The 24,818-nt window shown below is 70.6% G+C and carries 19 protein-coding genes; 11 read left to right on the top strand and 8 right to left on the bottom strand.

All coding sequences use genetic code 11. From position 1 onward, the window contains the following. Nucleotides 1-287: 287 nt before the first annotated feature. Nucleotides 288-752: a right-handed parallel beta-helix repeat-containing protein gene (locus NQU54_RS37075; RefSeq protein ID WP_257634840.1), complete on the top strand. Its 465-nt coding sequence runs from the start codon at nt 288-290 to the stop codon at nt 750-752. Nucleotides 753-821: 69 nt separating this feature from the next. Here NQU54_RS37075 and rpsA read toward each other — a convergent pair whose 3' ends face one another. Continuing rightward, the gene (gene rpsA, locus NQU54_RS37070; protein ID WP_093702973.1) at nt 822-2,324 is read right to left on the bottom strand and encodes a 30S ribosomal protein S1; all 1,503 of its coding nucleotides are present in this window, start codon (nt 2,322-2,324) and stop codon (nt 822-824) included. Nucleotides 2,325-2,692: 368 nt separating this feature from the next. On the opposite strand from rpsA, the gene NQU54_RS37065 reads away from it, so the two are divergent. Then, nucleotides 2,693-3,616 (top strand): class I SAM-dependent methyltransferase, encoded by a 924-nt coding sequence (locus NQU54_RS37065; protein WP_257634839.1) that lies wholly within the window; start codon nt 2,693-2,695, stop codon nt 3,614-3,616. Between the two features lie 101 nt (nt 3,617-3,717). Beyond that, nucleotides 3,718-6,975, top strand: a complete 3,258-nt coding sequence (locus NQU54_RS37060; protein ID WP_257634838.1) for an ATP-dependent helicase C-terminal domain-containing protein — start codon at nt 3,718-3,720, stop codon at nt 6,973-6,975. A 768-nt stretch (nt 6,976-7,743) separates the two neighbouring features. Here NQU54_RS37060 and NQU54_RS37055 read toward each other — a convergent pair. From NQU54_RS37055 to polA, 7 genes are all read right to left on the bottom strand, one after another. Then, the gene (locus NQU54_RS37055) at nt 7,744-8,121 is read right to left on the bottom strand and encodes a hypothetical protein (protein WP_069870013.1); all 378 of its coding nucleotides are present in this window, start codon (nt 8,119-8,121) and stop codon (nt 7,744-7,746) included. Then, on the bottom strand, nt 8,118-8,336 hold the full coding sequence (locus NQU54_RS37050; protein ID WP_069870015.1) for a hypothetical protein: 219 nt from the start codon (nt 8,334-8,336) through the stop codon (nt 8,118-8,120). The genes NQU54_RS37055 and NQU54_RS37050 overlap by 4 nt, the downstream gene beginning before the upstream one ends. Before the next feature lie 95 nt (nt 8,337-8,431). Continuing rightward, nucleotides 8,432-9,052 (bottom strand): hypothetical protein, encoded by a 621-nt coding sequence (locus tag NQU54_RS37045; protein WP_257634837.1) that lies wholly within the window; start codon nt 9,050-9,052, stop codon nt 8,432-8,434. 2 nt (nt 9,053-9,054) lie between these two features. Further along, nucleotides 9,055-10,056 carry a cell envelope lipid trafficking protein PgfA gene (pgfA, locus tag NQU54_RS37040; RefSeq protein ID WP_257634836.1) on the bottom strand — a complete coding sequence of 334 codons (1,002 nt, stop codon included), beginning with the start codon at nt 10,054-10,056 and terminating at the stop codon, nt 9,055-9,057. Nucleotides 10,057-10,072: 16 nt separating this feature from the next. Continuing rightward, nucleotides 10,073-10,207: an SPW_0924 family protein gene (locus NQU54_RS37035; protein ID WP_107429800.1), complete on the bottom strand. Its 135-nt coding sequence runs from the start codon at nt 10,205-10,207 to the stop codon at nt 10,073-10,075. A 175-nt stretch (nt 10,208-10,382) separates the two neighbouring features. Beyond that, nucleotides 10,383-12,140 carry a lytic transglycosylase domain-containing protein gene (locus NQU54_RS37030; RefSeq protein WP_257634835.1) on the bottom strand — a complete coding sequence of 586 codons (1,758 nt, stop codon included), beginning with the start codon at nt 12,138-12,140 and terminating at the stop codon, nt 10,383-10,385. 113 nt (nt 12,141-12,253) lie between these two features. Further along, nucleotides 12,254-14,989: a DNA polymerase I gene (polA, locus tag NQU54_RS37025; protein ID WP_257634834.1), complete on the bottom strand. Its 2,736-nt coding sequence runs from the start codon at nt 14,987-14,989 to the stop codon at nt 12,254-12,256. A 276-nt stretch (nt 14,990-15,265) separates the two neighbouring features. On the opposite strand from polA, the gene NQU54_RS37020 reads away from it, so the two are divergent. The 8 genes from NQU54_RS37020 (at nt 15,266) to NQU54_RS36985 (ending at nt 24,810) form a co-directional block, all read left to right on the top strand. Continuing rightward, nucleotides 15,266-17,572 carry an FdhF/YdeP family oxidoreductase gene (locus NQU54_RS37020; RefSeq protein ID WP_257634833.1) on the top strand — a complete coding sequence of 769 codons (2,307 nt, stop codon included), beginning with the start codon at nt 15,266-15,268 and terminating at the stop codon, nt 17,570-17,572. Nucleotides 17,573-17,635: 63 nt separating this feature from the next. Beyond that, nucleotides 17,636-18,151: a hotdog fold thioesterase gene (locus tag NQU54_RS37015; protein WP_257634832.1), complete on the top strand. Its 516-nt coding sequence runs from the start codon at nt 17,636-17,638 to the stop codon at nt 18,149-18,151. Nucleotides 18,152-18,406: 255 nt separating this feature from the next. Beyond that, nucleotides 18,407-18,664 carry a hypothetical protein gene (locus tag NQU54_RS37010; RefSeq protein WP_257634831.1) on the top strand — a complete coding sequence of 86 codons (258 nt, stop codon included), beginning with the start codon at nt 18,407-18,409 and terminating at the stop codon, nt 18,662-18,664. A 497-nt stretch (nt 18,665-19,161) separates the two neighbouring features. Beyond that, a complete protein-coding gene (locus tag NQU54_RS37005) occupies nt 19,162-20,394 on the top strand; it encodes a branched-chain amino acid ABC transporter substrate-binding protein (RefSeq protein ID WP_069870031.1) in 1,233 nt (410 codons plus the stop codon). A 101-nt stretch (nt 20,395-20,495) separates the two neighbouring features. Next, the gene (locus NQU54_RS37000; RefSeq protein WP_069870033.1) at nt 20,496-21,428 is read left to right on the top strand and encodes a branched-chain amino acid ABC transporter permease; all 933 of its coding nucleotides are present in this window, start codon (nt 20,496-20,498) and stop codon (nt 21,426-21,428) included. Between the two features lie 12 nt (nt 21,429-21,440). Next, entirely contained in the window at nt 21,441-23,195 is a 1,755-nt protein-coding gene (locus NQU54_RS36995; protein WP_257634830.1) for a branched-chain amino acid ABC transporter permease, read from the top strand. Continuing rightward, on the top strand, nt 23,192-24,097 hold the full coding sequence (locus NQU54_RS36990; RefSeq protein ID WP_102934287.1) for an ABC transporter ATP-binding protein: 906 nt from the start codon (nt 23,192-23,194) through the stop codon (nt 24,095-24,097). The genes NQU54_RS36995 and NQU54_RS36990 overlap by 4 nt, the downstream gene beginning before the upstream one ends. Then, nucleotides 24,094-24,810 carry an ABC transporter ATP-binding protein gene (locus NQU54_RS36985; protein WP_257634829.1) on the top strand — a complete coding sequence of 239 codons (717 nt, stop codon included), beginning with the start codon at nt 24,094-24,096 and terminating at the stop codon, nt 24,808-24,810. Before NQU54_RS36990 ends, NQU54_RS36985 begins: the two co-directional genes overlap by 4 nt. The last annotated feature ends 8 nt before the right edge of the window (nt 24,811-24,818 follow it).

Here is a 24,818-nt window from a genome sequence, read left to right as displayed (position 1 = left end):
TGTGACCGCTCCTCCTTGTGTTCGCACCGAATAACACCGAATGGAGGCGGGGTCATTCCCCGAGCGGGATCCTGGCCGGCTCCGTGGCCGTGAAACGCGTTCCGGAGGGGCCCACTTGGGCGAACGGCACACGGCCCGATCTCGACGTCGGCGCACTTCGCGGGGTTGACGCGCATATGGGGCGCGCCTATCTTCGCGAGCCGTCAGCGGTTCATCATGTCATCCGGCGTTCACTGACCAGAATCCAGCGTTTCACCTCTGGCCACGGCACAGGAAGGCAGCCCCCTATGCACTCCCCCGGCCGCACCCCCACCCGATTACGGATCCTCGTCACCGCCACCGCCGCCGGGCTGATCGCCGCCGGTGGCCTGATCGCGGCGGGCACGACCGGACGGGACGCCCCCGCCACCGCCACCCCCGCCCCGATCCCCGTGCACGACGCGGACGGGCTCAGGAAGGCACTCGCCGGGGCCCGGCCCGGCGATACGATCCGGCTCGCCGATGGCGAGTACCGGGGCAGCTTCGAGATCAGCGCCTCCGGCACCTCCGGCTCGCGGATCACCCTCACCGGCTCGTCGAGGGCGATCCTCACCGCGAGCGGCGGCTATGGGCTGCGTCTGAACGGCGCCTCGTACTGGACCGTCAGGGGGATCACGGTCCGCGGCGGCAAGGAGGGCATCAGGATCGACGGTGCCCGGAACGTGATCGTGGACTCCGTTTCGGTCAGCGTGCGACGGCCCGGGCATGCGTAAGGCCCGCTCCCCAGGGGAGCGGGCCTTACCGGCTCAGCCGATGCCCGCTAGCGGCGGGTGGTCAGCTGGTCAGCTCTGGCCACCGGCCAGCTTCTCGCGAAGCGCGGCCAGCGCCTCGTCCGAGGCCAGGGCGCCGGAGTTGTCGGCCGACTCCGAGGAGTACGAACCGCCACCGGCCGCCTGCCCGCCGGGCGCCGGAGCGGCGCTGCCAGCCTCGGCAGCGGCCTGCTCGTCGGCCTCGCGGGACTTGATGACCTGCGCCTGGTGCTGCTCGAAGCGCTGCTGCGCCTCGGCGTACTGGCGCTCCCACTCCTCGCGCTGCTTCTCGTAGCCCTCGAGCCAGTCGTTGGCCTCGGGGTCGAAACCCTCGGGGTAGATGTAGTTGCCCTGGTCGTCGTAGGACGCGGCCATGCCGTACAGGGTCGGGTCGAACTCGACCGCGGACGGGTCGGCACCGAAGGACTCGTTGGCCTGCTTCAGCGAGAGGCTGATGCGGCGGCGCTCGAGGTCGATGTCGATGACCTTGACGAAGATCTCGTCGTTGACCTGGACGACCTGCTCCGGGATCTCCACGTGGCGCTCGGCCAGCTCGGAGATGTGGACCAGACCCTCGATGCCCTCGTCCACGCGGACGAACGCACCGAACGGAACGAGCTTGGTGACCTTACCCGGGACGACCTGACCGATCTGGTGGGTCCGGGCGAACTGCTGCCACGGGTCCTCCTGGGTCGCCTTGAGCGACAGGGAGACGCGCTCGCGGTCCATGTCGACGTCCAGGACCTCGACCGTGACCTCCTGGCCGACCTCGACAACCTCGGACGGGTGGTCGATGTGCTTCCAGGACAGCTCCGAGACGTGGACGAGACCGTCGACGCCGCCCAGGTCCACGAACGCACCGAAGTTGACGATCGAGGAGACGACGCCGGAGCGCACCTGGCCCTTCTGGAGGGTGGTGAGGAAGGTCTGGCGGACCTCGCTCTGGGTCTGCTCCAGCCAGGCGCGGCGGGACAGGACCACGTTGTTGCGGTTCTTGTCGAGCTCGATGATCTTCGCCTCGAGCTCCTTGCCCACGTAGGGCTGGAGGTCGCGGACGCGGCGCATCTCGACCAGGGAAGCCGGAAGGAAGCCACGGAGGCCGATGTCGAGGATGAGACCACCCTTGACGACCTCGATGACGGTACCGGTGACGATCCCGTCCTCTTCCTTGATCTTCTCGATGGTGCCCCAAGCGCGCTCGTACTGGGCGCGCTTCTTCGAGAGGATCAGTCGGCCTTCTTTATCCTCCTTCTGGAGAACGAGGGCCTCGATCTCGTCGCCGACCGCCACGACCTCATTCGGGTCGACGTCGTGCTTGATCGACAGTTCCCGTGAGGGGATGACGCCTTCGGTCTTGTAACCAATGTCGAGCAGGACCTCGTCCCGGTCGACCTTCACGATGACGCCGTCGACGATGTCGCCGTCGTTGAAGTACTTGATCGTCTCGTCGATCGCGGCGAGGAAGGCTTCCTCGGAACCGATGTCGTTGACCGCCACCTGCGGGGTGGTGCGGGTTGCCTCGGTGCTGCTCGTCATGTGGAAAAGGGCTCCGGTACGGACATGAAGTCGTAGGTACTGCTACGCCGGGAGCCCTTATCGCACTGCCGAAGCCGGACAGCCTTGGAGGCACCGAAACTTTCCGATTTCGAGGGATCGAAAAGCCCAAGCACCTCGACAACCGAGGGGACATACAACAGATGCGAGTGCGGCCTGCTCCGTCCGAGGCGCACAGGCCCGCAGCGCAACTTGTAGCATACGGGGGCAGCCGGGCATGGTCAATGCACGAAGAGCACACGCGGGGATTAACTCCCCGAACCCGGCAAATTGCATGGTCCGTACTGCGACGCGGCTCTCACCGCGCCCCGCAGCCACAGGTCGATACAGAGAGTACGACGACGCGCGCGATGGTCCAAGAACACGAGCCCGGCACCCCCGGGGAGGACACCGAGCCGACGGCCACCCGCCGGACAGCCGACGAGGCGGAGAGCAGCCGGGCCAGCCGGGGATGGTGGGACCGCAACGCGGACGAGTACCAGGAGGAGCACGGCGCCTTCCTGGGCGACGACCGGTTCATATGGGGCCCGGAAGGGCTGGACGAGGCGGAGGCCGGGCTGCTGGGCCCGGTGGAGGCGCTCAAGGGGCGCGATGTGCTGGAGGTGGGCGCGGGCGCCGCGCAGTGCGCCCGCTGGCTGGCCGCCCAGGGGGCGCGGCCGGTGGCGCTGGACCTCTCACACCGGCAGTTGCGGCACGCGCGGCGGATCGACGCGGCGGCGGCCGCGGCCGCCGCGTCCGGGGCCTCGGGGGCCTCGGGGGCTGCTGACGTGGCCGGCCTCCGGGCTTCGGGGGGCGGCGACGCGGCCGGGGTCGCGCTGGTGCAGGCCGACGCCACGGCCCTGCCCTTCCGGGACGGCTCGTTCGACCTCGCGTGCTCGGCGTACGGGGCGGTGCCGTTCGTGGCCGAGCCCGTGCGGGTGATGCGTGAGGTGCGCCGGGTGCTGCGGCCGGGCGGGCGATGGGTCTTCTCGGTGACGCATCCGATCCGCTGGGCCTTCCCCGACGAACCCGGGCCCGAGGGGCTGTCCATCTCCGCCTCCTACTTCGACCGCACGCCCTATGTGGAGCAGGACGAGTCGGGCCGGGCCGTCTATGTGGAGCACCACCGGACGCTGGGCGACCGGGTGCGGGACGTGGTGGCCGGGGGCTTCCGACTGGTCGACCTGGTCGAACCGGAATGGCCCGCGTGGAACCACCAGGAGTGGGGCGGCTGGTCCCCCGTGCGGGGGAACCTCATCCCGGGCACGGCGATCTTCGTATGCGAACGGGACTGAACGGACGAGCGGGCCAGCGGCACTGCCGAACCGCGGACAGCGGCACTGCGGGACTGCCGGACCGCGGGACTGCCGGACTGAACGGAACCGAGACGGAGGCGTTGACCATTTCCACGGACCCGCGCGCCGAGGCCCTCGACCGCCTTCCGGTACGCGAAGCCGTGCCGGAGTTGCTGCGCGCGCTCGACGACCGCGGGGTGGCCGTGCTGTGCGCGCCCCCGGGGACCGGTAAGACGACGCTGGTGCCGCTGGTGCTGGCCGGGCTGGTGGGCGGCGGCCCGGTGCGGCGGGTGCTGGTCGCCGAGCCGCGGCGGATCGCGGCACGGGCCGCCGCGCGCCGGATGGCATGGCTGCTGGGCGAGCGGCCGGGCGGAAAGGTCGGCTTCACCGTGCGCGGGGAGCGCCAGGCCGGCCGCGGGACCGTGGTCGAGGTGGTCACCACCGGAGTGCTGTTGCAGCGGCTGCAACGCGATCAGGAACTGGCCGGCGTCGATGTGGTCGTTCTCGACGAATGCCATGAGCGCCATCTGGACGCGGACACGGCCGCCGCCTTCCTGCTGGACGTCCGTGCCGCCCTGCGCCCCGATCTGTGGCTCATCGCCACCTCGGCGACCACGGACGCGGAAGGCTGGGCACGGCTGCTCGGCGACGGCGGGACGGACGGCAGCGGTTCCGAGTGCGGGGACGGCCGCCCCGGGAAGCCCGCGCCGGTCGTCTCGGCGCCGGGTGTGTCCCATCCGGTGGAGGTGGTGTGGGCGCCGCCCGAGCGCCCCGTAAGGCCGCCGCACGGGATGCGGGTGGACCCGGCCCTCCTCGACCATGTCGCAGCCGTCGTACGGCGGGCGCTGCGCGAGCGGGAGGGCGATGTGCTGTGCTTCCTGCCGGGCGTCGGGGAGATCGCCCGGGTGGCCGGGAAGCTGGGCGGGCTCGACGGGACGGAGGTCCTACAGGTGCACGGGCGGGCGCCCGCCGCCGTCCAGGAGGCGGTGCTCTCGGGCGCGGACGGCGGACGGCGGCGGGTGGTGCTGGCCACCTCGGTCGCCGAGTCGAGCCTGACCGTGCCGGGCGTGCGGATCGTCGTGGACTGCGGGCTGGCCCGTGAGCCCCGGATGGACCACGCACGCGGGCTGAGCGCGCTGACGACCGTAAGGGCGTCGCGGGCCGCCGCCCGGCAGCGCGCGGGCCGTGCGGGGCGCGAGGCACCCGGGGTGGTCTACCGCTGCTGGCCGGAGGCGGAGGACGCCCGGCTGCCGCGTTTCCCGTCCCCGGAGATCGCCGGTGCGGACCTTACGGCCTTCGCGCTCCAGACGGCGTGCTGGGGCGATCCGGACGCCTCGGGGCTGGCCCTGCTCGATCCGCCGCCCGCCGGGGCGATGACGGCCGCACGCGAGACGCTGACCGCGATCGGCGCCGTGGACACCGCCGGAAGGGCCACCGAACGCGGCACCCGGATGGCCCGCCTCGGCCTCCACCCCCGCCTCGCGCGGGCGCTCGTCGACGGCGCGAAGGAGGTCGGCGCACGCCGGGCGGCCGAGGTGGTGGCCCTGCTGAGCGAGGAGCCCCCGAGAGAGTACGGCGACGACCTGACCGCCGCCTGGCGCACCGCCCGCCACGGCGGAGACCCCTACGCCACCCGCTGGCGCCAAGAGGCCCGCCGACTCGAACGCGCCCTGACCCCCGAGGCAAGCGCCCGGCCGGACAGCGCCCGGGGCGGCGACGGCCCGGGACGGGGCGAGGACGGCTCGGCGCGCGGCGGTGGCGGTCCGGGACGCGGAGGCGACCTACGCGGTGGAGACGGCCCGGGGCGCGGCGGAGACGGCCTGGGGCGCGGAGGCGACCTACGCGGCGGAGACGGTCCGGCGCGCGGCGAAGACTGCCTGGGGCGCGGCGAAAACGGTCCGGCGCGCGGCGGTGGCGGTCCGGGACGCAGCGGCGACCTACGCGGCGGAGACGGTCCGGCGCGCCGCGGAGACGGTCCGAGGCGCGGCGAAGACGGCCCGGCGCGCGGCGGAGACGGTCCGGGACGCGGAGGCGATGATCCGGCACACAGCGGTGGCGGTCCGGCGCGCCGCGGAGACGGTCCAGGGCGCGGCAGCGATCTACGCGGAGACGGCCCGGCACATGGCAGTGGCGGCCCGTCACGCGGTGGTGACGGCCCGGGGCGCGGCGGAGATCCACGCGGCGGCGGTGGTCCGGCACGCCGCGGAGACGGCCCTCGCGGCGGCGACAACCTTCCGACACGAGGCAGCGATCTACGCGGCGGCGATGGTCCGGCGCGCGGCGGAGACGGCCCACACGACGGCGACAACGGTCCGGCACGCGGCGGCGGTCCGCACGGCGGCGACAGCCTTCCGGCACGCGGCAGTGGCGGTCCGCACGGCGACGATGCCGTGGCCGGGCTGATGGCCGCGTTGGCGTTTCCGGAACGGGTGGCCCGGCGGCGCGGCGAGCGGGCGTATCTCATGGCCGCCGGGACCGGCGCGGAGTTGGCCGACGGCTCGCGGCTGGGCGGGGCGCCATGGCTCGCGGTGGCCGTCGCGGACCGGCCGGTGGCCGCCGCGTCGGCGCGGGTGCGGCTCGCGGCGGTGACCGACGAGGGCACCGCCCGGGCGGCGGCCGCGGCACTGGCCTCGGAAGGTGAGGAGGTGCGTTGGGCCGACGGGGACGTCTTGGCGCACCAAGTGGCCCGGCTCGGCGCGATCGAGCTGGTCTCCCGGCCGCTGACCGACCCCGATCCGGAGCAGGTGCGGCGGGCGTTGCTGGAGGGGCTGCGCCGCGAGGGGACGGGGCTGCTGCGCTGGTCGGCGCAGGCCACGGCGGTCCGGCAGCGGATGGCGTTTCTCCACCGGGAGCTGGGCGGGGCCTGGCCGGACGTCTCGGACGCGGCGCTGCTGGACCGCGCGGACGAGTGGCTCGGGTCGGAGCTGGCGCGGGCCCGCGGGCGGGCCGATCTGGGGCGGGTGGACGCCGGGCAGGCACTGGCCCGGCTGCTGCCGTGGGCCACGGGCGAAGCCGCGCGGTTCGAGGAGCTGGCGCCGGAGCGGATCGAGGTGCCGAGCGGTTCGCGGGTGCGGCTGGACTACGGCGCGGACCGGCCCGTGCTGGCGGTGAAGCTCCAGGAGCTGTTCGGCTGGCAGGAGGCGCCCCGGATCGCGGGCGGGCGGGTGCCGCTGCTGGTGCATCTGCTGTCCCCGGCGGGCCGTCCGGCCGCGGTCACCGCCGATCTGGCGTCGTTCTGGAAGGACGGCTACCGCTCGGTGCGGGCCGAACTGCGCGGCCGCTATCCCAAGCATCCATGGCCGGAGGACCCGACGACGGCCGAGCCGACCCGGCGGACCAACACCCGCCGCGGCCGCTAAGCGCTCCGCTGGAGGTGCCCCGACCTGCCGTCGATCATCTGCGGCACCGTCGTGACCGGTTGCGCCCACGCGACGGAGGCGCACGTCGACGCAGCTCCGCGCCCCCTCGGGACGCCTCACCTTTCGAAACCGCGGCGACTTCCGCAAACCGCTCGGGCCGCTCGGCGGGCCGCACCGCGCAATGGGCCACGCCGCGCAGTGGGACGCCCCAGCAGTGAAACTCGTCGCTCAGTCGGGCACGCCGTGCAGTGGGACGCGTGACGCAGTGGCTCGGGCCGCTCAGCAAGCCGCGACGCGTAGTCGCCCACACCGCTCAGTGGACCGGGACGCTCAGAGAGCCACGCCGCTCAGTCGGCCACGACGCTCATCGGGATGCGTGACGCAGTGAGACGCGCCATTCGGTCGGCCACGACGCGCGGTGAACCACGACGCCCAGTCAGCCACGACGCTCAGTCGGGCGCGACGCCCATTGGCCACACCGCGCGGTGAACCACGCCACCCAGCCAGCCAACACCGCTCAGTCAGCCAGCTGCTCACTCGGGCGCGACGCCCATTGGGCACACCGCACGGTGAGCCACGCCACCCAGCCAGCCAACACCGCCCAGCGGGCCATGCCACCCACCCAGCCAGCCAGCCACACCACCCAGTCGGCCGCGACGCACATCGGAACGCGTACCGCAGCAGGCCACACCGTTCGGTCGGCCGCATGGCGGCAATCCGTCGCATGGCGGCAATCCGTCGCATGGCGGCAATCGGCTCTGCCGTGGGTCAATCGGCCCAGGCGCGTAGTCGGCGGGCGGTCTCGCCTAGGCGGAAGCCGGTGATCTCGCGTATGTCGCGGATCAGTTTGACCATGCCGCCCGGCGGGGGCGTGATCGGCTCTCCGGACTCCTCTATGTACATCTGCGCGCAGGCCGCGCCAATCGTGGCGTTGTAGTCGGAGAACGGCTCGAGAATCAGTGAGGTGTGCAGAAAGGTCGCGGCGCGGGCGGCGGCCTCCTCGTAATAGGGCTCGCCCGCGAATCGCTCATAGCGGTGGCGTTCGGTCATGCAGTGCAGGGCACCCCAGTCGCGGACCGGGGTGTTCACCGGGGAGACCTCGACCTGGACGTTCAGCACCCAGCCGGCATCGACGTACAGGATCACCGCATGCCGTGCGGGAACTCCCGCTCGAACTCAGCCTTGTACTCCAGGGCGAACTTCACAGCGCCCTCGACGAAGCGCTGCTTCTGACGCCGCCGCACCACGTCCTCGGTCAGTATGTCGTGCGCCAGCCGCTTGATCGCGACGCCCTTCTCCCTCGCCTCGGCACGCAGCTCGGCCAGCTCCTGCTCGGTGAACTCAATCGTGATGCCAGGCATGGGCGGAATGGTAGCCACGCCCTCACGCTGATCACTACCGGCTTGACCACCACGAGCGAATCGTGGGACGGAGGTTGACGCGACGGCGGTGCCGCTCAGCACTCCAGCCTCAGGGCGAACTGCTCCCCCGTCGGGAACGGCTCGTCCGACGGCTGCGGTCCGACCCATATGAGCGCCTGCTCAAAGGTCATATACGAGCCGTTGTCGACGCACTGGCCGACCACCACCGCATTGCCGCCGCAGCGCCACGCCGCGTAGTTCCACGGGTGGTCGCCCTTCTCGTCCCGCACCACGGTCTCCGGCTCGCCCAGGCGCTCGCCGAAGGCGTCCACCGCGGCGCGCCACCGGCCGTCGAAGGCGGAGCGACCGGCCTCGCGGTCGAAGACCCAGCCGGGCTCGCCGGAGTAGTACCCGGCGAGCCAGTCGACATTGCCGCTGAGCCCGTCGGCCTGCAACTCCGCGTCGAAGTCGTCCGGTTCGTAGTAGTAGCAGAACGGGATCATGCATTCGGTGTCCGCGTCGCCGGGCCCGCCGAACCACTCCGGGAGGACGTGGTGCCCGGTGGTGGTGGCGTACGAGGACGTGCGGGAGCCGTCGGGCACCCAGCCGAAGCGCTCGGCGGCGGCCGCCGTGGCGCCCGAGGTCCATTCCAGGCGCGCCAATTCGACGATGTGGCCGACGAGTTCGGGACCGGGGACGCAGCTGTTCACTGGCATGGTCATACGCTACGGCCCGCCACTGACAACGCGGTCGGCACCGCGGGGGCCGACGGCGGGCGCGCCGCGCGGCCGCGGGCCTCCAGCAGCAGCGCGAGGGCGAGCAGGCCCATCCCGAGGATCAGGAACGCCCACGGCAGATAGGCGGTGAGCAGCAGGACCAGCTGACGCTGCGACTTCACCAGGTCCACCGTGTGCCGGATGTAGTCCTCGCGCATCTTCACATGGCCGGCGAAGACCGTCACCCGGTCGCGGTCGCCCAGCAGCGTGCCGCCGCGCAGCTCCTCCTTGTGGATCTCCTGCCCGTTGACCGGGGCGCCCGTGGTGGGCTCGACCCAGAACATCCGCTTGGTGCTGTACCAGCGGGTGGTGCCGGCCTTGCGGACGGTCTCGGGGGTGATGCCCTCGACCGGCATGGTCTTCGGCAGCTTCACCTTCGTCCAGGGGATCGTCTGCTCGAAGTAGTAGACCTCCAGGCCGCGGAAGTTCTGAGTGCCCTTGTAGTGGATGGGGGCGGAGGTGCGGGTCTGGGCGTCGAAGTAGCGGTAGTCGCGCTTCTCGGTGAGGAACGGCCATTTGTACTCGATGCCGTCGCGGCGCACCGCGTCCCCGTCGACATGTTCCCCGCCCGCGTGCACCGGGTCCTGTGAGTGCGCGTCGAAGACATAGCGCTCGGGGATCTTGGAGACCATCTTGCCGTCGGGCCCGGCCACATAGGACAGGGCGTCCCAGACAACGACATCGCGCCCGGTCTCCTTCCCGACCTTCTCGGCGGCGGGCACATTGCCGCGCAGGGTCTGCACGATGCTGACCTTGGGGACGGTGCGGGGCTTCATGGTGCCGTAGTCGATCAGGGTGGCCGGACTGGCCTCCAGGACCGCCGTCTGGTACTCGCTGGGCGGGATCTTGGCCAGCCGGGGATAGGCGTACCAGCGCAGCAGCGGCGCGAGGGCGGCGAAGAAGACGGCGAAGGCCAGCAGCACCAGGCTTGCTCTGCGGCGCATGGCGGATGTCCCTCCCTCAGGGGTGCTTGGGGACGGTGGTGAGCAGGGGTTCCGGGGAGGTCTCACCGGCGGGGGCGCCGATGGCCGTCGCCGTGAGGACGATGGCGAGGGCGGCGGCGAGTCCGATCGCGGCGGCGGCGAGGGCGCGCATACGGGCCTCCTCGTGGTCCGGTACGAGGCGCTGTCTGACGCTTCGTCAGAGATGGGGCACCGTAGCAACGGGGGCCGCAGATGAGAACACGAAGGCGTGAAAGCGCCGCACCGCCCCTGAACCCGGTGGGCTCAGGGGCGGTGCGGCGAACGGCGTGATCCGCGGCGGTGTTCGGTTACGAGGCGGCCGGCTGGGTGACGGTCAGCTCGATGTCCAGGACGGCGCCGCCCTCGGCGGTGAGGCGGAGCAGGAAGGTGCCCGCGTAGTCATCGGTGAGGATCTTCGGCAGCGTGAACTGCCCGAGGGCGTTGGTCTTCAGGGCGGTCAGGGTGCGCACCGGCTTGCCCTCGTCGTCCAGGAAGTAGGGCCCCTTGTCATTGAGCTCGGGGTCCTTCGCCGTGGTGATCATGGTGGCGGTCATCGGCACACCCTCGGTGGCCTTGCCCTTGTTGGTGGCCGTGACGGTGAGCGGATCGGCGAAGGAGCCACCGGTCTCGGCCGTGAGCTTCTTGTCGTCGAGCCGGGCCAGCGCGTCGGCCTTCGGCACGGGACGGGCCTTGACGGTCGCGGTGAACTCGACCGGGGCCGCCTCCCGCCCCACGGCGGTGGCTCGCACGGTGAAGGCGCCGGTCTTCTCGCCCGCGAGCAGCTTCGGCGCGGTGGCGGTGCCGTCCAGGCCGGTCAGCACGGTGGCGGACTTGACGAGGCCGAGGAAGCGCGTGTCGGTCTCGCCGAGGATCTCGTACCGCACCCGCGCACCGGCCACCGGCTTGCCCGCGGTGTCCACGGCCTTGACGCGCGGCGACTGGGCGAAGCCGGTGCCCGCGGTGGTGGACAGCTCCTTCGCGCCGACGGTGGTGAGCTTGCTGGTGCCGCTCGGGGTGGACGGCGGAGTGGTGGGGGGCTTCGGGGTCGGGGAGCCTGGGCTCTCGTCCCCGGCCGGCGGGGTCGGGGTGGAGTTGTCCGGCTCGGGGTTGGGCTTGGGCAGGGTGTGGGCGTCCTGCTCCTCGCCCCTCCCGGTGTCCTTGCCGCCGCCCTTCCCCGGGTTCTTCCCCGAGTCCTTGCCCTTGTCGCGCGAGCCCGAGCCGCCCGAGCCGTCTCCCGAGGGCAGCACACCGGTGCCGTCGGGGACCTCATGGATGCCGCGCTTGTAGTACTCGAACCACGACAGGACGGTGTTCAGATACTCCTGCGAGTGGTTGTAGCCGAGGATCGCGCGGTCCAGATCGGCCTTGACCGACAGATCGCGGCCGTCCGCGCAGAGGTAGCTGCCCGCGGCGAGGGCGGCGTCATAGATGTTGTTGGGGTCCCTCTCGCCGTCACCATTGCCGTCCCGCCCCCAGCTGGCCCAGGTGGACGGGATGAACTGCATGGGGCCGACCGCCCGGTCGTGCGTGCTGTCGCCGTCGTAGGCACCGCCGTCGGTGTCCTTGATCAGGGCGAAGCCGTCGCCGTTGAGGACCGGGCCGAGGATGGGCGAGACGGTCGTGCCGTCGGCGTCCACATTGCCGCCGCCGGCCTGGCCGGACTCGACCTTGCCGATCGCGGCGAGCAGCTCCCAGGGCAGATTGCAGCCGGGGTTGGAATCCTTGAGGGCCGCTTCCGCCTTCTTGTAGGCGGCGAGGACGCTCGCGGGTAGGCCCGCCTCGGGCTTGGTGTTGCTCCCCCCGGGGAGCCCGGGCAGATCGATCGAGGAGCCCGGCTTGTCGGGGGTGACCAGGGGCGGCAGATCGGTGTGATACGACGAGCCACCGTCTATGGGGGTGTCCTCCGGCGCCGGTGCCTCCTCCGCCCGCTGCTCCCGGTTCCGGTCGCCATGGTCGGTTTTGGCGAACCCGGGCGCCTGGGACGCGGTGAGGGCGGCCATCGCGGCCGCCGCCACCGCCGTCGTGGCCGCCCCCTTGCGCAGTCGTCGGCCGATAAGCGGTGCCATCCGTGTGTCCCTCCCGTCGAACACGGCGCGCTCCCCCGGCGCGTCAACTCTGGTGACACTACGACAACTTATGGCCCGGAGCTACCGGTGCAAACACCGCATCGGGTGATCCCTCAGTGAGCCGCGGACTCCCAGTCGGCACCGGATCCTACCGATACGTCCAGCGGAGCGCTGAGTTGGAAGGCCCCCGTCATCTCCCGGCGCACCAGCTCCTCGACCCGCTCCCGCTCACCGGGCGCGATCTCCAGCACGATTTCGTCGTGGACCTGCAACAGCATCCGCGACGAGAGTTTCTCCCTCGTCAACGCCGCGTCCACCTTGAGCATCGCGATCTTCACGATGTCGGCGGCGGTGCCCTGGATCGGGGCGTTGAGCGCCATCCGCTCGGCCATCTCACGGCGCTGGCGGTTGTCGCTGGTGAGGTCCGGCAGATAGCGGCGGCGGCCGAGCATGGTCTCCGTATAGCCGGTGGCGCGCGCCTCCTCGACGACCCGCTGGAGATAGTCGCGCACCCCGCCGAACCGCTCGAAGAAGTTCTCCATCAGCTTGCGGGCCTCATCGGGGTTGATGCCCAGCTGCTGGGAGAGGCCGAACGCCGACAGGCCGTACGCCAGCCCGTAGGACATGGCCTTGATCTTGCGGCGCATCTCCGGGTCGACGGCCGACTTGTCGACGGCGAAAACCTGGGAGGCGACCGTGGTGTGCAGGTCCTCACCGGAGGTGAACGCCTCGATCAGGCCCTCGTCCTCGGAGAGATGGGCCATGACGCGCAGCTCGATCTGGCTGTAGTCGGCGGTCATCAGCGACTCGAAGCCCTCGCCGACGACGAAGCCGCGCCGGATCGCCCGGCCCTCGTCCGTGCGCACCGGGATGTTCTGGAGGTTGGGGTCGGTGGAGGAGAGCCGGCCGGTGGCCGCCACGGTCTGGTTGAAGGTGGTGTGGATGCGGCCGCCGGGGGCGACGGTCTTGATCAGACCCTCGACGGTGGAGCGCAGCCGCGCCTGCTCACGGTGGCGCAGCATGATCACCGGGAGTTCGTGGTCGGTCTGTGCGGCCAGCCAGGCCAGCGCGTCGGCGTCCGTGGTGTACCCGGTCTTGGTCTTCTTGGTCTTGGGCAGGCCCAGCTCGCCGAAGAGCACCTCCTGGAGCTGCTTGGGGGAGCCGAGGTTGAACTCATGGCCCACCGCGGCGTGGGCCTCCTTCACCGCGTGCTGCACGGCGGCCGCGAACTGCTGCTCCATGCGCTCCAGCCAGCCGCGGTCGGCGGCGATGCCCGACCGCTCCATCCGGGCCAGCAGCTCGGAGACGGGCAACTCCATGTCGTGCAGCAGCCCGGCCGCGCCCACGTCCTTCAGCCGGCCGCCGAACGCCTCGCCCAGGTCGAGGATGGTCCGTGCCTTGATCATCAGGGCGTCCCGCTCGGCCTCCTCATCGACGCCGAAGGCCAGCTGCCCGTCCGCGGCCGCCGCCGGGGAGAGCTCACGGCCCAGGTACTCCACCGACAGGGCGTCCAGCTCGAAGGAGCGGCGGCCGGGCTTGACCAGATAGGCGGCGAGGGCGGTGTCCATGGTGACGCCCGCGACGGACCAGCCGTGCTCGGCGAAGACCCGCATGGTCCCCTTGGCGTTGTGCAGCACCTTGGGGCGGTCCGGGCCCGCGATCCACTCGGCGAACGCCCGCTCGTCGGCCTCGTCCAGCTGCGCGGGGTCGAAGCACACGGCCGGGCCGGAGCCGGTGGCCAGCGCGATCTCGCTGACGCTGCCACTGCCCAGCGCCCAGGTGTCGACGGTGGCCAGGCCGAGCGGGGTGTCCCGGTGGCTCTCCAGCCAGGGGGCGAGCTCGCCCGCGCCCAGTGCCACTGCCTCGACGGCAACTCCCGGCTCCGCGGCCGCGGGCTCGTCCGCCGCCGCGCCCGGGTCGACGGCCATGATCCGGTCACGGAAGTTCTGGTGGCGGAACTCCAGCGCGTCCAGGATCACCGAGAGCGCCTCGCGGTCGTACGGCGCGCGCTCGAGCCCCTCGGGGCCCGCGGTGAGCTCCACGTCTCGCACCAGCTCGGTCAGCTGGCGGTTGAGCTTGACGGCCTCCAGGTGGTCGCGGAGCTTCTCGCCGACCTTCCCCTTGACCTCGTCGACCCGCTCCACCAGCTCCTTGAAGGAGCCGAACTGATTGATCCACTTCGCCGCGGTCTTCTCGCCGACGCCCGGGATACCGGGGAGGTTGTCCGACGGATCGCCGCGCAGGGCCGCGAAGTCGGGGTACTGGCTCGGGGTGAGGCCGTACTTCTCCTGCACCTTCTCGGGGGTGAACCGGGTCAGCTCGGAGACGCCCTTGGTGGGGTAGAGCACCGTGACATGCTCGGTGATCAGCTGGAAGGAATCCCGGTCGCCGGTGACGATCAGCACCTCGAAGCCCTGCCCCTCGGCCTGGGTGGCGAGGGTGGCGATCACGTCGTCGGCCTCGAAGCCGTCGATCGCGAAGCGCGTGATCTTCATGGCGTCGAGCAGCTCACCGATCAGCTCGACCTGCCCCTTGAACTCATCGGGGGCCTTGGAGCGATTCGCCTTGTACTCCGTGAACTGCTCGGAGCGCCAGGTCTTGCGCGAGACGTCGAACGCCACGGCGAGGTGCGTGGGCCGCTCATCACGGAGCGTGTTCGCCAGCATCGAGGTGAAGCCGTAGATCGCGTTGGTGGTCTGACCGGTGGTCGTGCTGAAGTTCTCCGCCGGCAGCGCGAAGAATGCCCGGTATGCCAGGGAATGCCCGTCCAGCAGGAGCAGGCGGGGACGGTCCTCCCCCGTGCGGTCGGGCGCGGGCGCTGCGGTCTTCTTCGATGCTTTCTCTGCCACGCCCCCGATCCTGCCACGCCCCACCGACAATGCCGCCCGCCCCGGCCATCGGACCGGACAGGACGGGGCCGAGCCGGGCCGGGCCGGACACAAGCCGAGCACAAGATCGGGCACGGCATCGGGCACCGCGTCGGGCACAAGATCGGACAGGCCGTACACCGGCCCCGGCCACCGGCGGCGGACCGGGCCGCCGCTCAGGGTGTCGGTGGCCCGTGACAGGATCGGCCCCAGAGGTCCATCACAGGTCCCGCACCGTTCGAGCCCAAGGGGAGCGACATGGCAGCCAAGCCGCCCGCAGGCGATCCGATCCAGGACGCCCCCGAGGTCACACCCCCACAACGTGCCGCCGCCGGGCTGCCGGCCGTGGGGCATTCGCTGCGCATCGCCCACCAGCAGATGGGTGTGCGCCGCACCGCGCTCACCCTGCTGCGCGTCAATCAGAAGGACGGCTTCGACTGCCCCGGCTGCGCCTGGCCCGAGCCGGACAAGCGCCACACGGCCGAGTTCTGTGAGAACGGCGCGAAGGCCGTCGCCGAGGAGGCCACCCTCCGCCGGGTCACCCCCGACTTCTTCGCCGCCCACCCGGTGGCCGACCTCGCCACCCGCAGTGGCTACTGGCTCGGTCAGCAGGGCCGGCTGACCCAGCCCATGTATCTGGCCGAGGGTGCCGAGCGGTACGAGCCGGTGTCCTGGGACCGGGCCTTCGACATCGTCGCCGACGAGCTGACCGCGCTCGACTCCCCCGACGAGGCGGTCTTCTACACCTCGGGCCGCACCAGCAACGAGGCGGCCTTCCTCTACCAGCTCTTCGTCCGCGAATTCGGCACCAACAACCTGCCCGACTGCTCCAACATGTGCCATGAGTCCTCCGGCTCGGCGCTCACCGAGACCCTCGGCGTCGGCAAGGGCAGCGTGCTGCTGGAGGACCTCTACAAGGCCGACCTGATCATCGTGGCCGGGCAGAACCCGGGCACCAACCACCCGCGCATGCTCTCCGCCCTGGAGAAGGCCAAGGCCGGCGGCGCGAAGATCATCTCCGTCAACCCGCTGCCCGAGGCCGGGCTGGAGCGGTTCAAGAACCCGCAGAACGCACGCGGCATCGCCGGCGGCGGCACCTCGCTCACCGATCTCTTCCTGCACATCCGGCTCGGCGGCGACCAGGCCCTCTTCCGCCTCCTCAACAAGCTCGTCCTGGAAGCGTCCGACAGCGCCTCCGGCGCGGGGGAAGGCGCCATCGACGAGGAGTTCATCCGGGAGCACACCCACGGCTTCGAGGAGTTCGCCGCCGCGGCCCGCGCCGCCGACTGGGACGAGACGCTGCGCGCCACCGGTCTCGACCGCGCCGACATCGACCGCGCGCTGGCCATGGTCCTCGCCTCGAAGCGCACCATCGTGTGCTGGGCGATGGGCCTGACCCAGCACAAGCACTCGGTGCCCACCATCCGTGAGGTCGTCAACTTCCTGCTGCTGCGCGGCAACATCGGCCGCCCCGGCGCCGGGGTCTGCCCGGTGCGCGGCCACAGCAATGTCCAGGGCGACCGCACCATGGGCATCTTCGAGCGCCCCGCGCCGGCCTTCCTCGACGCCCTGGAGCGCGAGTTCGGCTTCGCCCCGCCCCGTGAGCACGGCTTCGACGTCGTCCGGGCCATCCGTGCCCTGCGCGACGGCCGGGCCAAGGTCTTCTTCGCCATGGGCGGCAACTTCGTAGCGGCCTCGCCCGACACCGAGGTCACCGAGGCCGCGATGCGCGCCGCGCGGCTGACCGTCCATGTCTCCACCAAGCTCAACCGCTCCCACGCGGTCACCGGCACCCGGGCGCTGATCCTGCCCACCCTCGGCCGCACCGAGCGCGATCTCCAGGGCGACGGCCCGCAGTTCGTCACCGTCGAGGACTCCATGGGCATGGTGCACGCCTCCCGCGGGCGCCTGGAGCCCGCGAGCTCCCATCTGCTGTCCGAACCGGCCATCGTCTGCCGGCTGGCCCGCCGGGTGCTGGGGCCCGAGAGCCGCACCCCCTGGGAGGAGTTCGAGAAGGACTACGCGCGGATCCGCGACCGCATCGCGGCCGTCATCCCCGGCTTCGAGGACTTCAACGACCGGGTGAGCGACCCGGCCGGTTTCGCCCTGCCGCACGCCCCGCGCGACAGCCGCAGCTTCCCCACCGCCACCGGTAAGGCCAACTTCACCGCGGCCCCGGTCGGGTACCCAAAGGTGCCCGAGGGGCGGCTGCTGCTTCAGACCCTCCGCTCCCACGACCAGTACAACACCACCATCTACGGCCTGGACGACCGCTACCGCGGCATCAAGAACGGCCGCCGGGTGGTGCTGGTGCACCCCGAGGACGCCCAGGAGCTCGGGCTGGCCGACGGGAGCTACACCGACCTGGTCAGCGAGTGGACGGACGGCACCGAGCGGCGCGCCACCGGCTTCCGCGTGATCCACTACCCGACCGCGCGCGGCTGCGCCGCCTCGTACTACCCGGAGACCAACGTCCTGGTCCCGCTGGACGCCACCGCCGACACCAGCAACACCCCGGCGAGCAAGTCCGTGGTGGTCCGCCTGGAACAGACACCCCCCGCCTAAGCGTTTGTTCAGTTGCCTGCTAAGAAGGTGGCCACCACAAGCAACTGAACGGAGCCGGTCCCGATGGGCGAGCAGACCAGCGTGAAGTTCCCGCAAGAGGTACTCGACGAGTACGCGGCGCTCGGCGTGGATCTTCCCGCGCTGTTCTCCGCCGGGCACCTCGGCACCCGTATGGGCGTGCGGATCCTCGAAGCCTCTGCCGAGCGCGTCGTGGGCACCATGCCCGTGGAGGGCAACACCCAGCCGTACGGGCTGCTGCACGGCGGAGCCTCCGCCGTGCTGGCCGAGACCCTGGGTTCGGTGGGCTCGATGCTCCACGGCGGCAGCGGACGGATCGCGGTCGGCGTCGACCTCAACTGCACCCACCACCGGGGCGTCCGCTCGGGTGCGGTCACCGGCGTCGCCACCCCCGTCCACCGGGGCCGCTCCACCGCCACCTACGAGATCGTCATCAGCGATGAGCAGGACCGGCGAGTGTGCACCGCCCGCCTCACCTGCCTGCTGCGCGAGATCGACGGCGACGGCCGGGCCAAGACGGTCGCCGAGGTCACCGAGGCCAAGGAGCGCCACGAGGGCTGACTCACGGCGCCACCGAGCCGTTGTCCCCCCGGTGGGCCGGGTCTACCGTGACCGCCCATGGGGGCAACGACCCGGGCGGGTTCATGGCCCGCCGCCTATGGATGCGCTCTCGTACTCGCCGTGACACTGACCGGATGCGGCGGCTCCGGTTCCGGCGGACCCCATGACTCCGGCGGGCCCGGCCGTTCCAGCGACGGCTCCGCGCCCCACCGCCGCCCCAACAGCCCTGCGCCACGAACGCCTTCACCCGTGCGGATGTGTGCCGACCTCATCTCCTACTGGGCCGAACAGGACCTCGCGGGCAGCCACTGGGCCGGGCTCGACTGGGAGCAGAAGGGGCTCTCCAACGAGCAGTACGAGATCTACGACGAGATCGTCCAGGCCGCGCGCGCCGAGCGGAGGCGGCATGGCACCCCCGCCGCCAAAGCGCTGATCAAGCGCCTGACCGAGCGCCGCTGCGCGGCCGCGAACGGCGCCACGCACAGCTCCGAGAACTGGCGCCCGCCGACCTGAGCCGACCCGAGCCGCACCGGGCGTAACCCCGCCCGTGACGCCCGCCCAGGGCCCGGGCCGATGCCCGAACGGGCATGGGCGGCTGTAACACTCCGTAACACTGACGCAATATGAGATTGCGTTTTCGGCACCTGCGGCATCCCCGAATTTGATCCCTCCGTGCTCATCCACGCAGGGCACCCCGCGCATCTTTCACCGCTCCCCCGCACTCCTTAGCGGAACTGCACCTTCTCAGGATCCGGACTTAACGATTGGCCCGTATCCACCCTATTCGTCCCTTACATTCCGCTACACGGACATGCCGGGGTGACGCGCGTCATAACAAGACAGTCACATCATCGTCTAGACCTCTGCCCCCGGTCGCACCCCGCGCTTATAGTCACAGCCAGTCACGGCCCCGTGGGGTGTACGCCGCACCCGCACGGCAATCCAGGTTCATCCGGCGAGGACACGGCACCCCTTCAACGCCGGGTGCCGGGCCAGCGAAAGGATTCCTCGTGCGACACCGTTCCTTGCTCATCATGACGACCGCGATCACTGCGGGAGCCCTCACCCTCAGCGCCTGCGGGTCGAGGGACAACAAAGACGACAGTGGCGGCAAGGACAGCAAGACGACCGTGGTCATCGGTGTCGACGCTCCGCTCACCGGCTCGCTGTCCGCTCTCGGCCAGGGCATCAAGAACTCCGTCGACCTCGCGGCGAAGATAGCCAACAAGAACAACGAGGTCGACGGGGTCACCTTCAAGGTCAAGTCCTTCGACGACCAGGCGGTGCCCTCCTCCGGCAAGCAGAACGCGACCTCGATGGTCGACGACGAGGAGATCCTCGGGGCGGTCGGGCCGCTGAACTCGGGCGTCGCCCAGTCCATGCAGGGCGTCTTCGACAGAGCCGACCTCGCCCAGGTCTCCCCCGCCAATACCAACCCGGCCCTCAGCCAGGGCGACGACTGGGCCTCGGGCAAGAAGTCGCGCCCCTTCAAGACCTACTTCCGCACCGCGACCACGGACATCATCCAGGGCCGCTTCGCCGCGCAGTACTACTACAAAGACGCGAAGAAGCGGAAGGTCTTCGTCATCGACGACAAGCAGGCGTACGGCAACGGCCTCGCCACCATCTTCGCCCAGGAGTTCAAGCGCCTGGGCGGCAAGGTCGTCGGCCGGGACCACCTGACCGTCAAGGAGACCGACTTCTCCGGCATCTCCAACAAGGTCAAGTCCTCCGGCGCCGACTCGGTCTACTTCGGCGGTCAGTACCCCGAGGGCGGGCTGCTCTCCGACCAGGTCAAGCAGGCCGGCGCACAGGTCCCGATCATGGGCGGCGACGGCATCTACGACCCCGCCTTCATCAAGGCGTCGGGCACCAGCAACGACGGCGACCTCGCCACCTCCGTCGGCTACCCGGTGGAGCAGCTCGACTCCGCCAAGACGTTCGTGAAGAACTACGGTGACCAGCACTACAAGGACCCGTACGCGGCCTACGGCGGCTACTCCTACGACGCCGGCTGGGCCATCATCCAGGCCGTCAAGGCCGTCGTCGAGGACAACGACGGCAAGCTCCCGGACGACGCCCGCGCCAAGGTCACCGAGGCGCTCGGCAAGGTCTCCTTCGACGGCGTCACCGGCAAGGTCTCCTTCGACCAGTACGGCGACACCACCAACAAGCAGCTGACCGTCTACAAGGTCACCAAGGGCGCCTGGAAGTCCGTGAAGAGCGAAACCTTCAAGGACTGACCCCCGGCAGCGATCCATACCCACGAAACGAATCCGCGCGAGGGCGTACACCATCGCCCTCGCGCGGCGTCATATCCGACACGCTCATCGGAGGCCCTGCGGTGCACGAACTGCCGCAAACGCTGGTCAACGGCCTGACCCTTGGCGCCCTCTACGGCTTGATCGCCATCGGGTACACCATGGTCTACGGCATCGTCCAGCTCATCAACTTCGCCCATGGCGAGATCTTCATGATCGGGGGCTTCGGGGCCCTCACCATCTACATCTGGCTGCCAAGCGGCACCGCGCTCTCCCTCGCACTGCCCCTGATGCTCATCGGCGGCGTGATCGCCTCGGTCGCCATCGCCACCGCGGCGGAACGCTTCGCCTACCGGCCCCTGCGCGGCGGCCCCCGGCTGGCGCCCCTGATCACCGCGATCGGTCTGTCCATCGCGCTCCAGCAGGCGGTCTGGGCCTTCTACCCCGACGCCAAGAAGCCCCGCAGCTTCCCGCAGTTCGAAGGCTCCTCGTTCGAGATCTTCAGCAATCTCCAGATCCAGCGCGGCGATGCCTTCCTGCTCATAGCCGCCCCGCTGTGCATGCTCGCCCTCGGGCTGTTCGTCTCCAAGAGCCGTGCCGGCCGTGCCATGCAGGCCACCGCCCAGGACCCCGACACCGCCAAGCTCATGGGCATCAACACCGACCGCATCATCGTGATGGCCTTCGCCATCGGCGGTGCGTTCGCCGCCGTCGCCGCCCTCTCCCACGGGCTCAAGTACGGCCAGATCAACTTCGAGATGGGCTTCATCGCCGGTCTGAAGGCGTTCACCGCCGCCGTGCTCGGCGGTATCGGCAACATCTACGGCGCCATGCTCGGCGGCGTCGTCCTCGGCATCGTCGAGGCCCTGGCCATCAAGTACATCCAGGACATCCCCGGGATGGACCAGCTCGGCGGCGGCGCCTGGAAGGACGTATGGGCCTTTACCCTGCTCATCGTCGTCCTGCTGGTCAGGCCACAGGGTCTGCTCGGCGAACGCGTAGCGGACCGGGCCTGAGGGAGTGAACCGATGACCACCGACAAGACCCAGCCCACCGCCGTGAGCGAGGCCCAGGGCGGCGCCACCGCCCCGCGCACCACTCTGCTCCGCGTCCTCACCGCGGCCGGCGGCGCCGCCGCGGTCGCCTCCACCTTCCTCGCCTGGACCTGGACCGCGGAATTCCCCGGCGATCTGACCGTCTACGGCTACCCCGGCGGACTCCAGCTCCTCACCCTCGTCCTCGGAATCGCCACCGGCGTCTTCGCGCTGGCCGCCCTGGACCTGAAGGGCCTGCGCTGGCTGACCCCCAGCGGCTCCACCCAGGCCCTGCGGATGCTGGCCCTCGGCACCTTCGCCGTCACCTGGTTCACCGTCATCTCCATCGCCGTGGACCTGGACGGCCTGGTGAACCTCGAACCCGGCGGCTGGATCGCCGCCGTGGTGACCGCCGTCCCGGTGGCCACCACCTTTCTGCTCCCGGACGACAGCCGACAGCTGCGCCGTCCCAAGGAGCTGCCCTCCTGGGCCGAGATCCTGATCATCGCGGCGGTCTTCGCCCTCGGCCTCTACGTGGTCAACTACGGCATCCAGACCGACGCCGACCACCCCGAGCCGTTCATCGGCTATCTCATCGCCGTCGGGTTCGCCGCCGTGGCGCTCGTCAAGGCCGGGCTGGTCAGCCGGATCAGCGAGCTCACCAGCGCCTACCGCTCCACCACCCTGGTCGCGGCGCTGATCACCGCGATCGTCTTCCCGTTCTTCCAGGACAAGTCCAGCTTCACCGAACTCGGCGTCAACATCGCGATCTTCGCGACCGTCGCCCTCGGCCTGAACATCGTTGTCGGCCTCGCGGGCCTGCTCGACCTCGGTTATGTCGCCTTCCTCGGCGTCGGCGCCTACACCGCCGCCCTGGTCTCCGGTTCCACCGCCTCGACCCTCGACGTCAGGTTCCCCTTCTGGGCCGCCGTGATCACCGGCGGTGTGGTCTCCCTGATCTTCGGCGTGGTCATCGGCGCCCCCACCCTGCGGCTGCGCGGCGACTATCTCGCCATCGTCACCCTCGGGTTCGGGGAGATCTTCCGCCTCGCCATGCTGAACCTCGACGGCACCTCCGGTCCGTCGGTCACCAACGGCCCCGACGGCATCCCGAACATCCCCCCGCTGGAGATCTTCGGGTTCAACTTCAACGACGACCACAGCTTCGCCGGGCTCAGCCTCGACTCCAACGGCAACTACTACCTGCTGATGCTGCTGGTCACCATCCTCGTCGTGCTGATCTTCAGCCGTGCGGGCAACTCCCGTATCGGCCGCGCCTGGGTCGCCATCCGCGAGGACGAGACCGCCGCCACCGCCATGGGCATCAACGGATTCCGGGTCAAGCTCATCGCCTTCGCGCTCGGCGCCACCCTCGCCGGAGTCGCCGGCGCCGTATGGGCCCACTTCCAGTCCACCGTCGTGCCCGAGCAGTACGTCTTCGCCGGCCCCGTACCGCCCAACTCCACCTTCCTGGTCGCCGCCGTCATCCTCGGCGGCATGGGCACCATCGGCGGCCCGCTGCTCGGCGCCACCCTGCTCTACCTGATCCCCAAGAAACTGGAATTCCTCCAGGACTACCAGCTCCTCGCCTTCGGTATCGCGCTCATCCTGCTGATGCGCTTCCGCCCCGAGGGAATCGTCCCCAACCGGCGGCAGCAGCTCGAGTACCACGAGACCGGTCAGCTCGACGTCCCCGGCGCGACCGGACTCAAGGACGGTGCCGTCGGCGTCACCAAGGCGGAGGCATGACAGAGATGACCACCACCACGACCTCCCCCGTGCTCACCGCCACCGGCGTCACCATGCGCTTCGGCGGTCTCACGGCCGTACGCTCCGTCAATCTCGAAGTCCACCCCGGCGAGATCGTCGGCCTCATCGGGCCCAACGGCGCGGGCAAGACCACCTTCTTCAACTGCCTCACCGGTCTCTACGTGCCCACCGAGGGCAGCGTCGCCTACCGGGGCACCGTGCTGCCGCCCAAGCCCCACCTCGTCACCCAGGCCGGCATCGCCCGCACCTTCCAGAACATCCGGCTCTTCGCCAATATGACGGTCCTGGAGAACGTCCTCGTCGGCCGCCACACCCGCACCAAGGAGGGCCTGTGGTCGGCCCTCCTGCGCGGTCCCGGCTTCAAGCGCGCCGAGGCCGCCTCCAAGACCCGCGCCATGGAGCTCCTGGAGTTCATCGGCCTCGCCGACAAGGCCGACCACCTCTCCCGCAACCTCCCCTACGGCGAACAGCGCAAGCTGGAGATCGCACGCGCCCTCGCCAGCGACCCCGGGCTGCTGCTGCTCGACGAGCCCACCGCCGGAATGAACCCCCAGGAGACCCGCGCCACCGAGGAACTGGTCTTCGCCATCCGGGACCTGGGCACCGCCGTGCTCGTCATCGAGCACGACATGCGCTTCATCTTCAACCTCTGCGACCGGGTCGCCGTGCTCGTCCAGGGCGAGAAGCTCATCGAGGGCACCTCGGACGTCGTCCAGAGCGATGAACGCGTCGTCGCCGCCTACCTCGGCACCCCCTTCGAGGGCGCGCCGGGCGCGGAGGAGGCCGCCGAGGTCGAGGCCGCGGAGGCCGGGGCCACGACGGGGGCGACGCCGGACGAAGCCCAGCGGGGCACCACAGCACGTACGGAGGACGGACAGTGACCGCACTGCTCGAGGTCGAGGACCTCCGGGTCGCCTACGGCAAGATCGAGGCCGTCAAGGGAATCTCGTTCAGCGTCGAGGCCGGCCAGGTAGTCACCCTCATCGGTACCAACGGCGCGGGCAAGACCACCACACTGCGCACCCTGTCCGGTCTGCTCCAGCCGCTCGGCGGGGAGATCCGCTTCGACGGCAAACCGCTGACGGGCGTCCCCGCGCACAAGATCGTCGCCCTGGGCCTGGCCCACTCGCCCGAGGGGCGGCATATCTTCCCGCGGCTGTCGATCGCCGAGAACCTCCAGCTCGGAGCGTTTCTCCGAAAGGACGCGGACGGCATAGCCGCCGATATCCGCAAGGCGTACGACCTCTTCCCCATCCTCGGCGAACGCCGCAACCAGGCGGCCGGCACCCTCTCCGGCGGTGAGCAGCAGATGCTCGCGATGGGGCGGGCGCTGATGTCCCGTCCCAAGCTGCTGATGCTCGACGAGCCCTCGATGGGCCTCTCGCCGATCATGATGCAGAAGATCATGCACACCATCGCCGAGCTCAAGGCCGAAGGCACGACGATCCTGCTGGTCGAGCAGAACGCCCAGGCGGCCCTGTCGCTGGCCGACCAGGGCCATGTGATGGAGATCGGCAATATCGTGCTGTCCGGGACGGGCGAGGCGCTGCTGCACGACGAGTCGGTGCGGAAGGCGTACCTCGGCGAGGACTGAGGGCCGGG

It is taken from the genome of Streptomyces malaysiensis subsp. samsunensis, assembly GCF_024519315.1.
GTDB lineage: Bacteria > Actinomycetota > Actinomycetes > Streptomycetales > Streptomycetaceae > Streptomyces > Streptomyces malaysiensis.
This window is presented reverse-complemented; position numbering and strand designations above follow the sequence as displayed.

Bases quoted from the DNA above. Each gene is read 5' to 3' on its own strand.
- NQU54_RS37065 (WP_257634839.1), top strand. From the start codon at position 2,693: ATGGTCCAAGAACACGAGCCCGGCACCCCCGGGGAGGACACCGAGCCG.
- NQU54_RS37015 (WP_257634832.1), top strand. From the start codon at position 17,636: ATGGGCGAGCAGACCAGCGTGAAGTTCCCGCAAGAGGTACTCGACGAG.
- NQU54_RS37020 (WP_257634833.1), top strand. From the start codon at position 15,266: ATGGCAGCCAAGCCGCCCGCAGGCGATCCGATCCAGGACGCCCCCGAG.
- NQU54_RS37035 (WP_107429800.1), bottom strand. From the start codon at position 10,207: ATGCGCGCCCTCGCCGCCGCCGCGATCGGACTCGCCGCCGCCCTCGCC.
- NQU54_RS37045 (WP_257634837.1), bottom strand. From the start codon at position 9,052: ATGCCAGTGAACAGCTGCGTCCCCGGTCCCGAACTCGTCGGCCACATC.
- pgfA (WP_257634836.1), bottom strand. From the start codon at position 10,056: ATGCGCCGCAGAGCAAGCCTGGTGCTGCTGGCCTTCGCCGTCTTCTTC.
- NQU54_RS37075 (WP_257634840.1), top strand. From the start codon at position 288: ATGCACTCCCCCGGCCGCACCCCCACCCGATTACGGATCCTCGTCACC.
- NQU54_RS36990 (WP_102934287.1), top strand. From the start codon at position 23,192: ATGACAGAGATGACCACCACCACGACCTCCCCCGTGCTCACCGCCACC.
- rpsA (WP_093702973.1), bottom strand. From the start codon at position 2,324: ATGACGAGCAGCACCGAGGCAACCCGCACCACCCCGCAGGTGGCGGTC.
- NQU54_RS37010 (WP_257634831.1), top strand. From the start codon at position 18,407: ATGTGTGCCGACCTCATCTCCTACTGGGCCGAACAGGACCTCGCGGGC.
- NQU54_RS36995 (WP_257634830.1), top strand. From the start codon at position 21,441: ATGACCACCGACAAGACCCAGCCCACCGCCGTGAGCGAGGCCCAGGGC.
- NQU54_RS37030 (WP_257634835.1), bottom strand. From the start codon at position 12,140: ATGGCACCGCTTATCGGCCGACGACTGCGCAAGGGGGCGGCCACGACG.
- NQU54_RS37050 (WP_069870015.1), bottom strand. From the start codon at position 8,336: ATGCCTGGCATCACGATTGAGTTCACCGAGCAGGAGCTGGCCGAGCTG.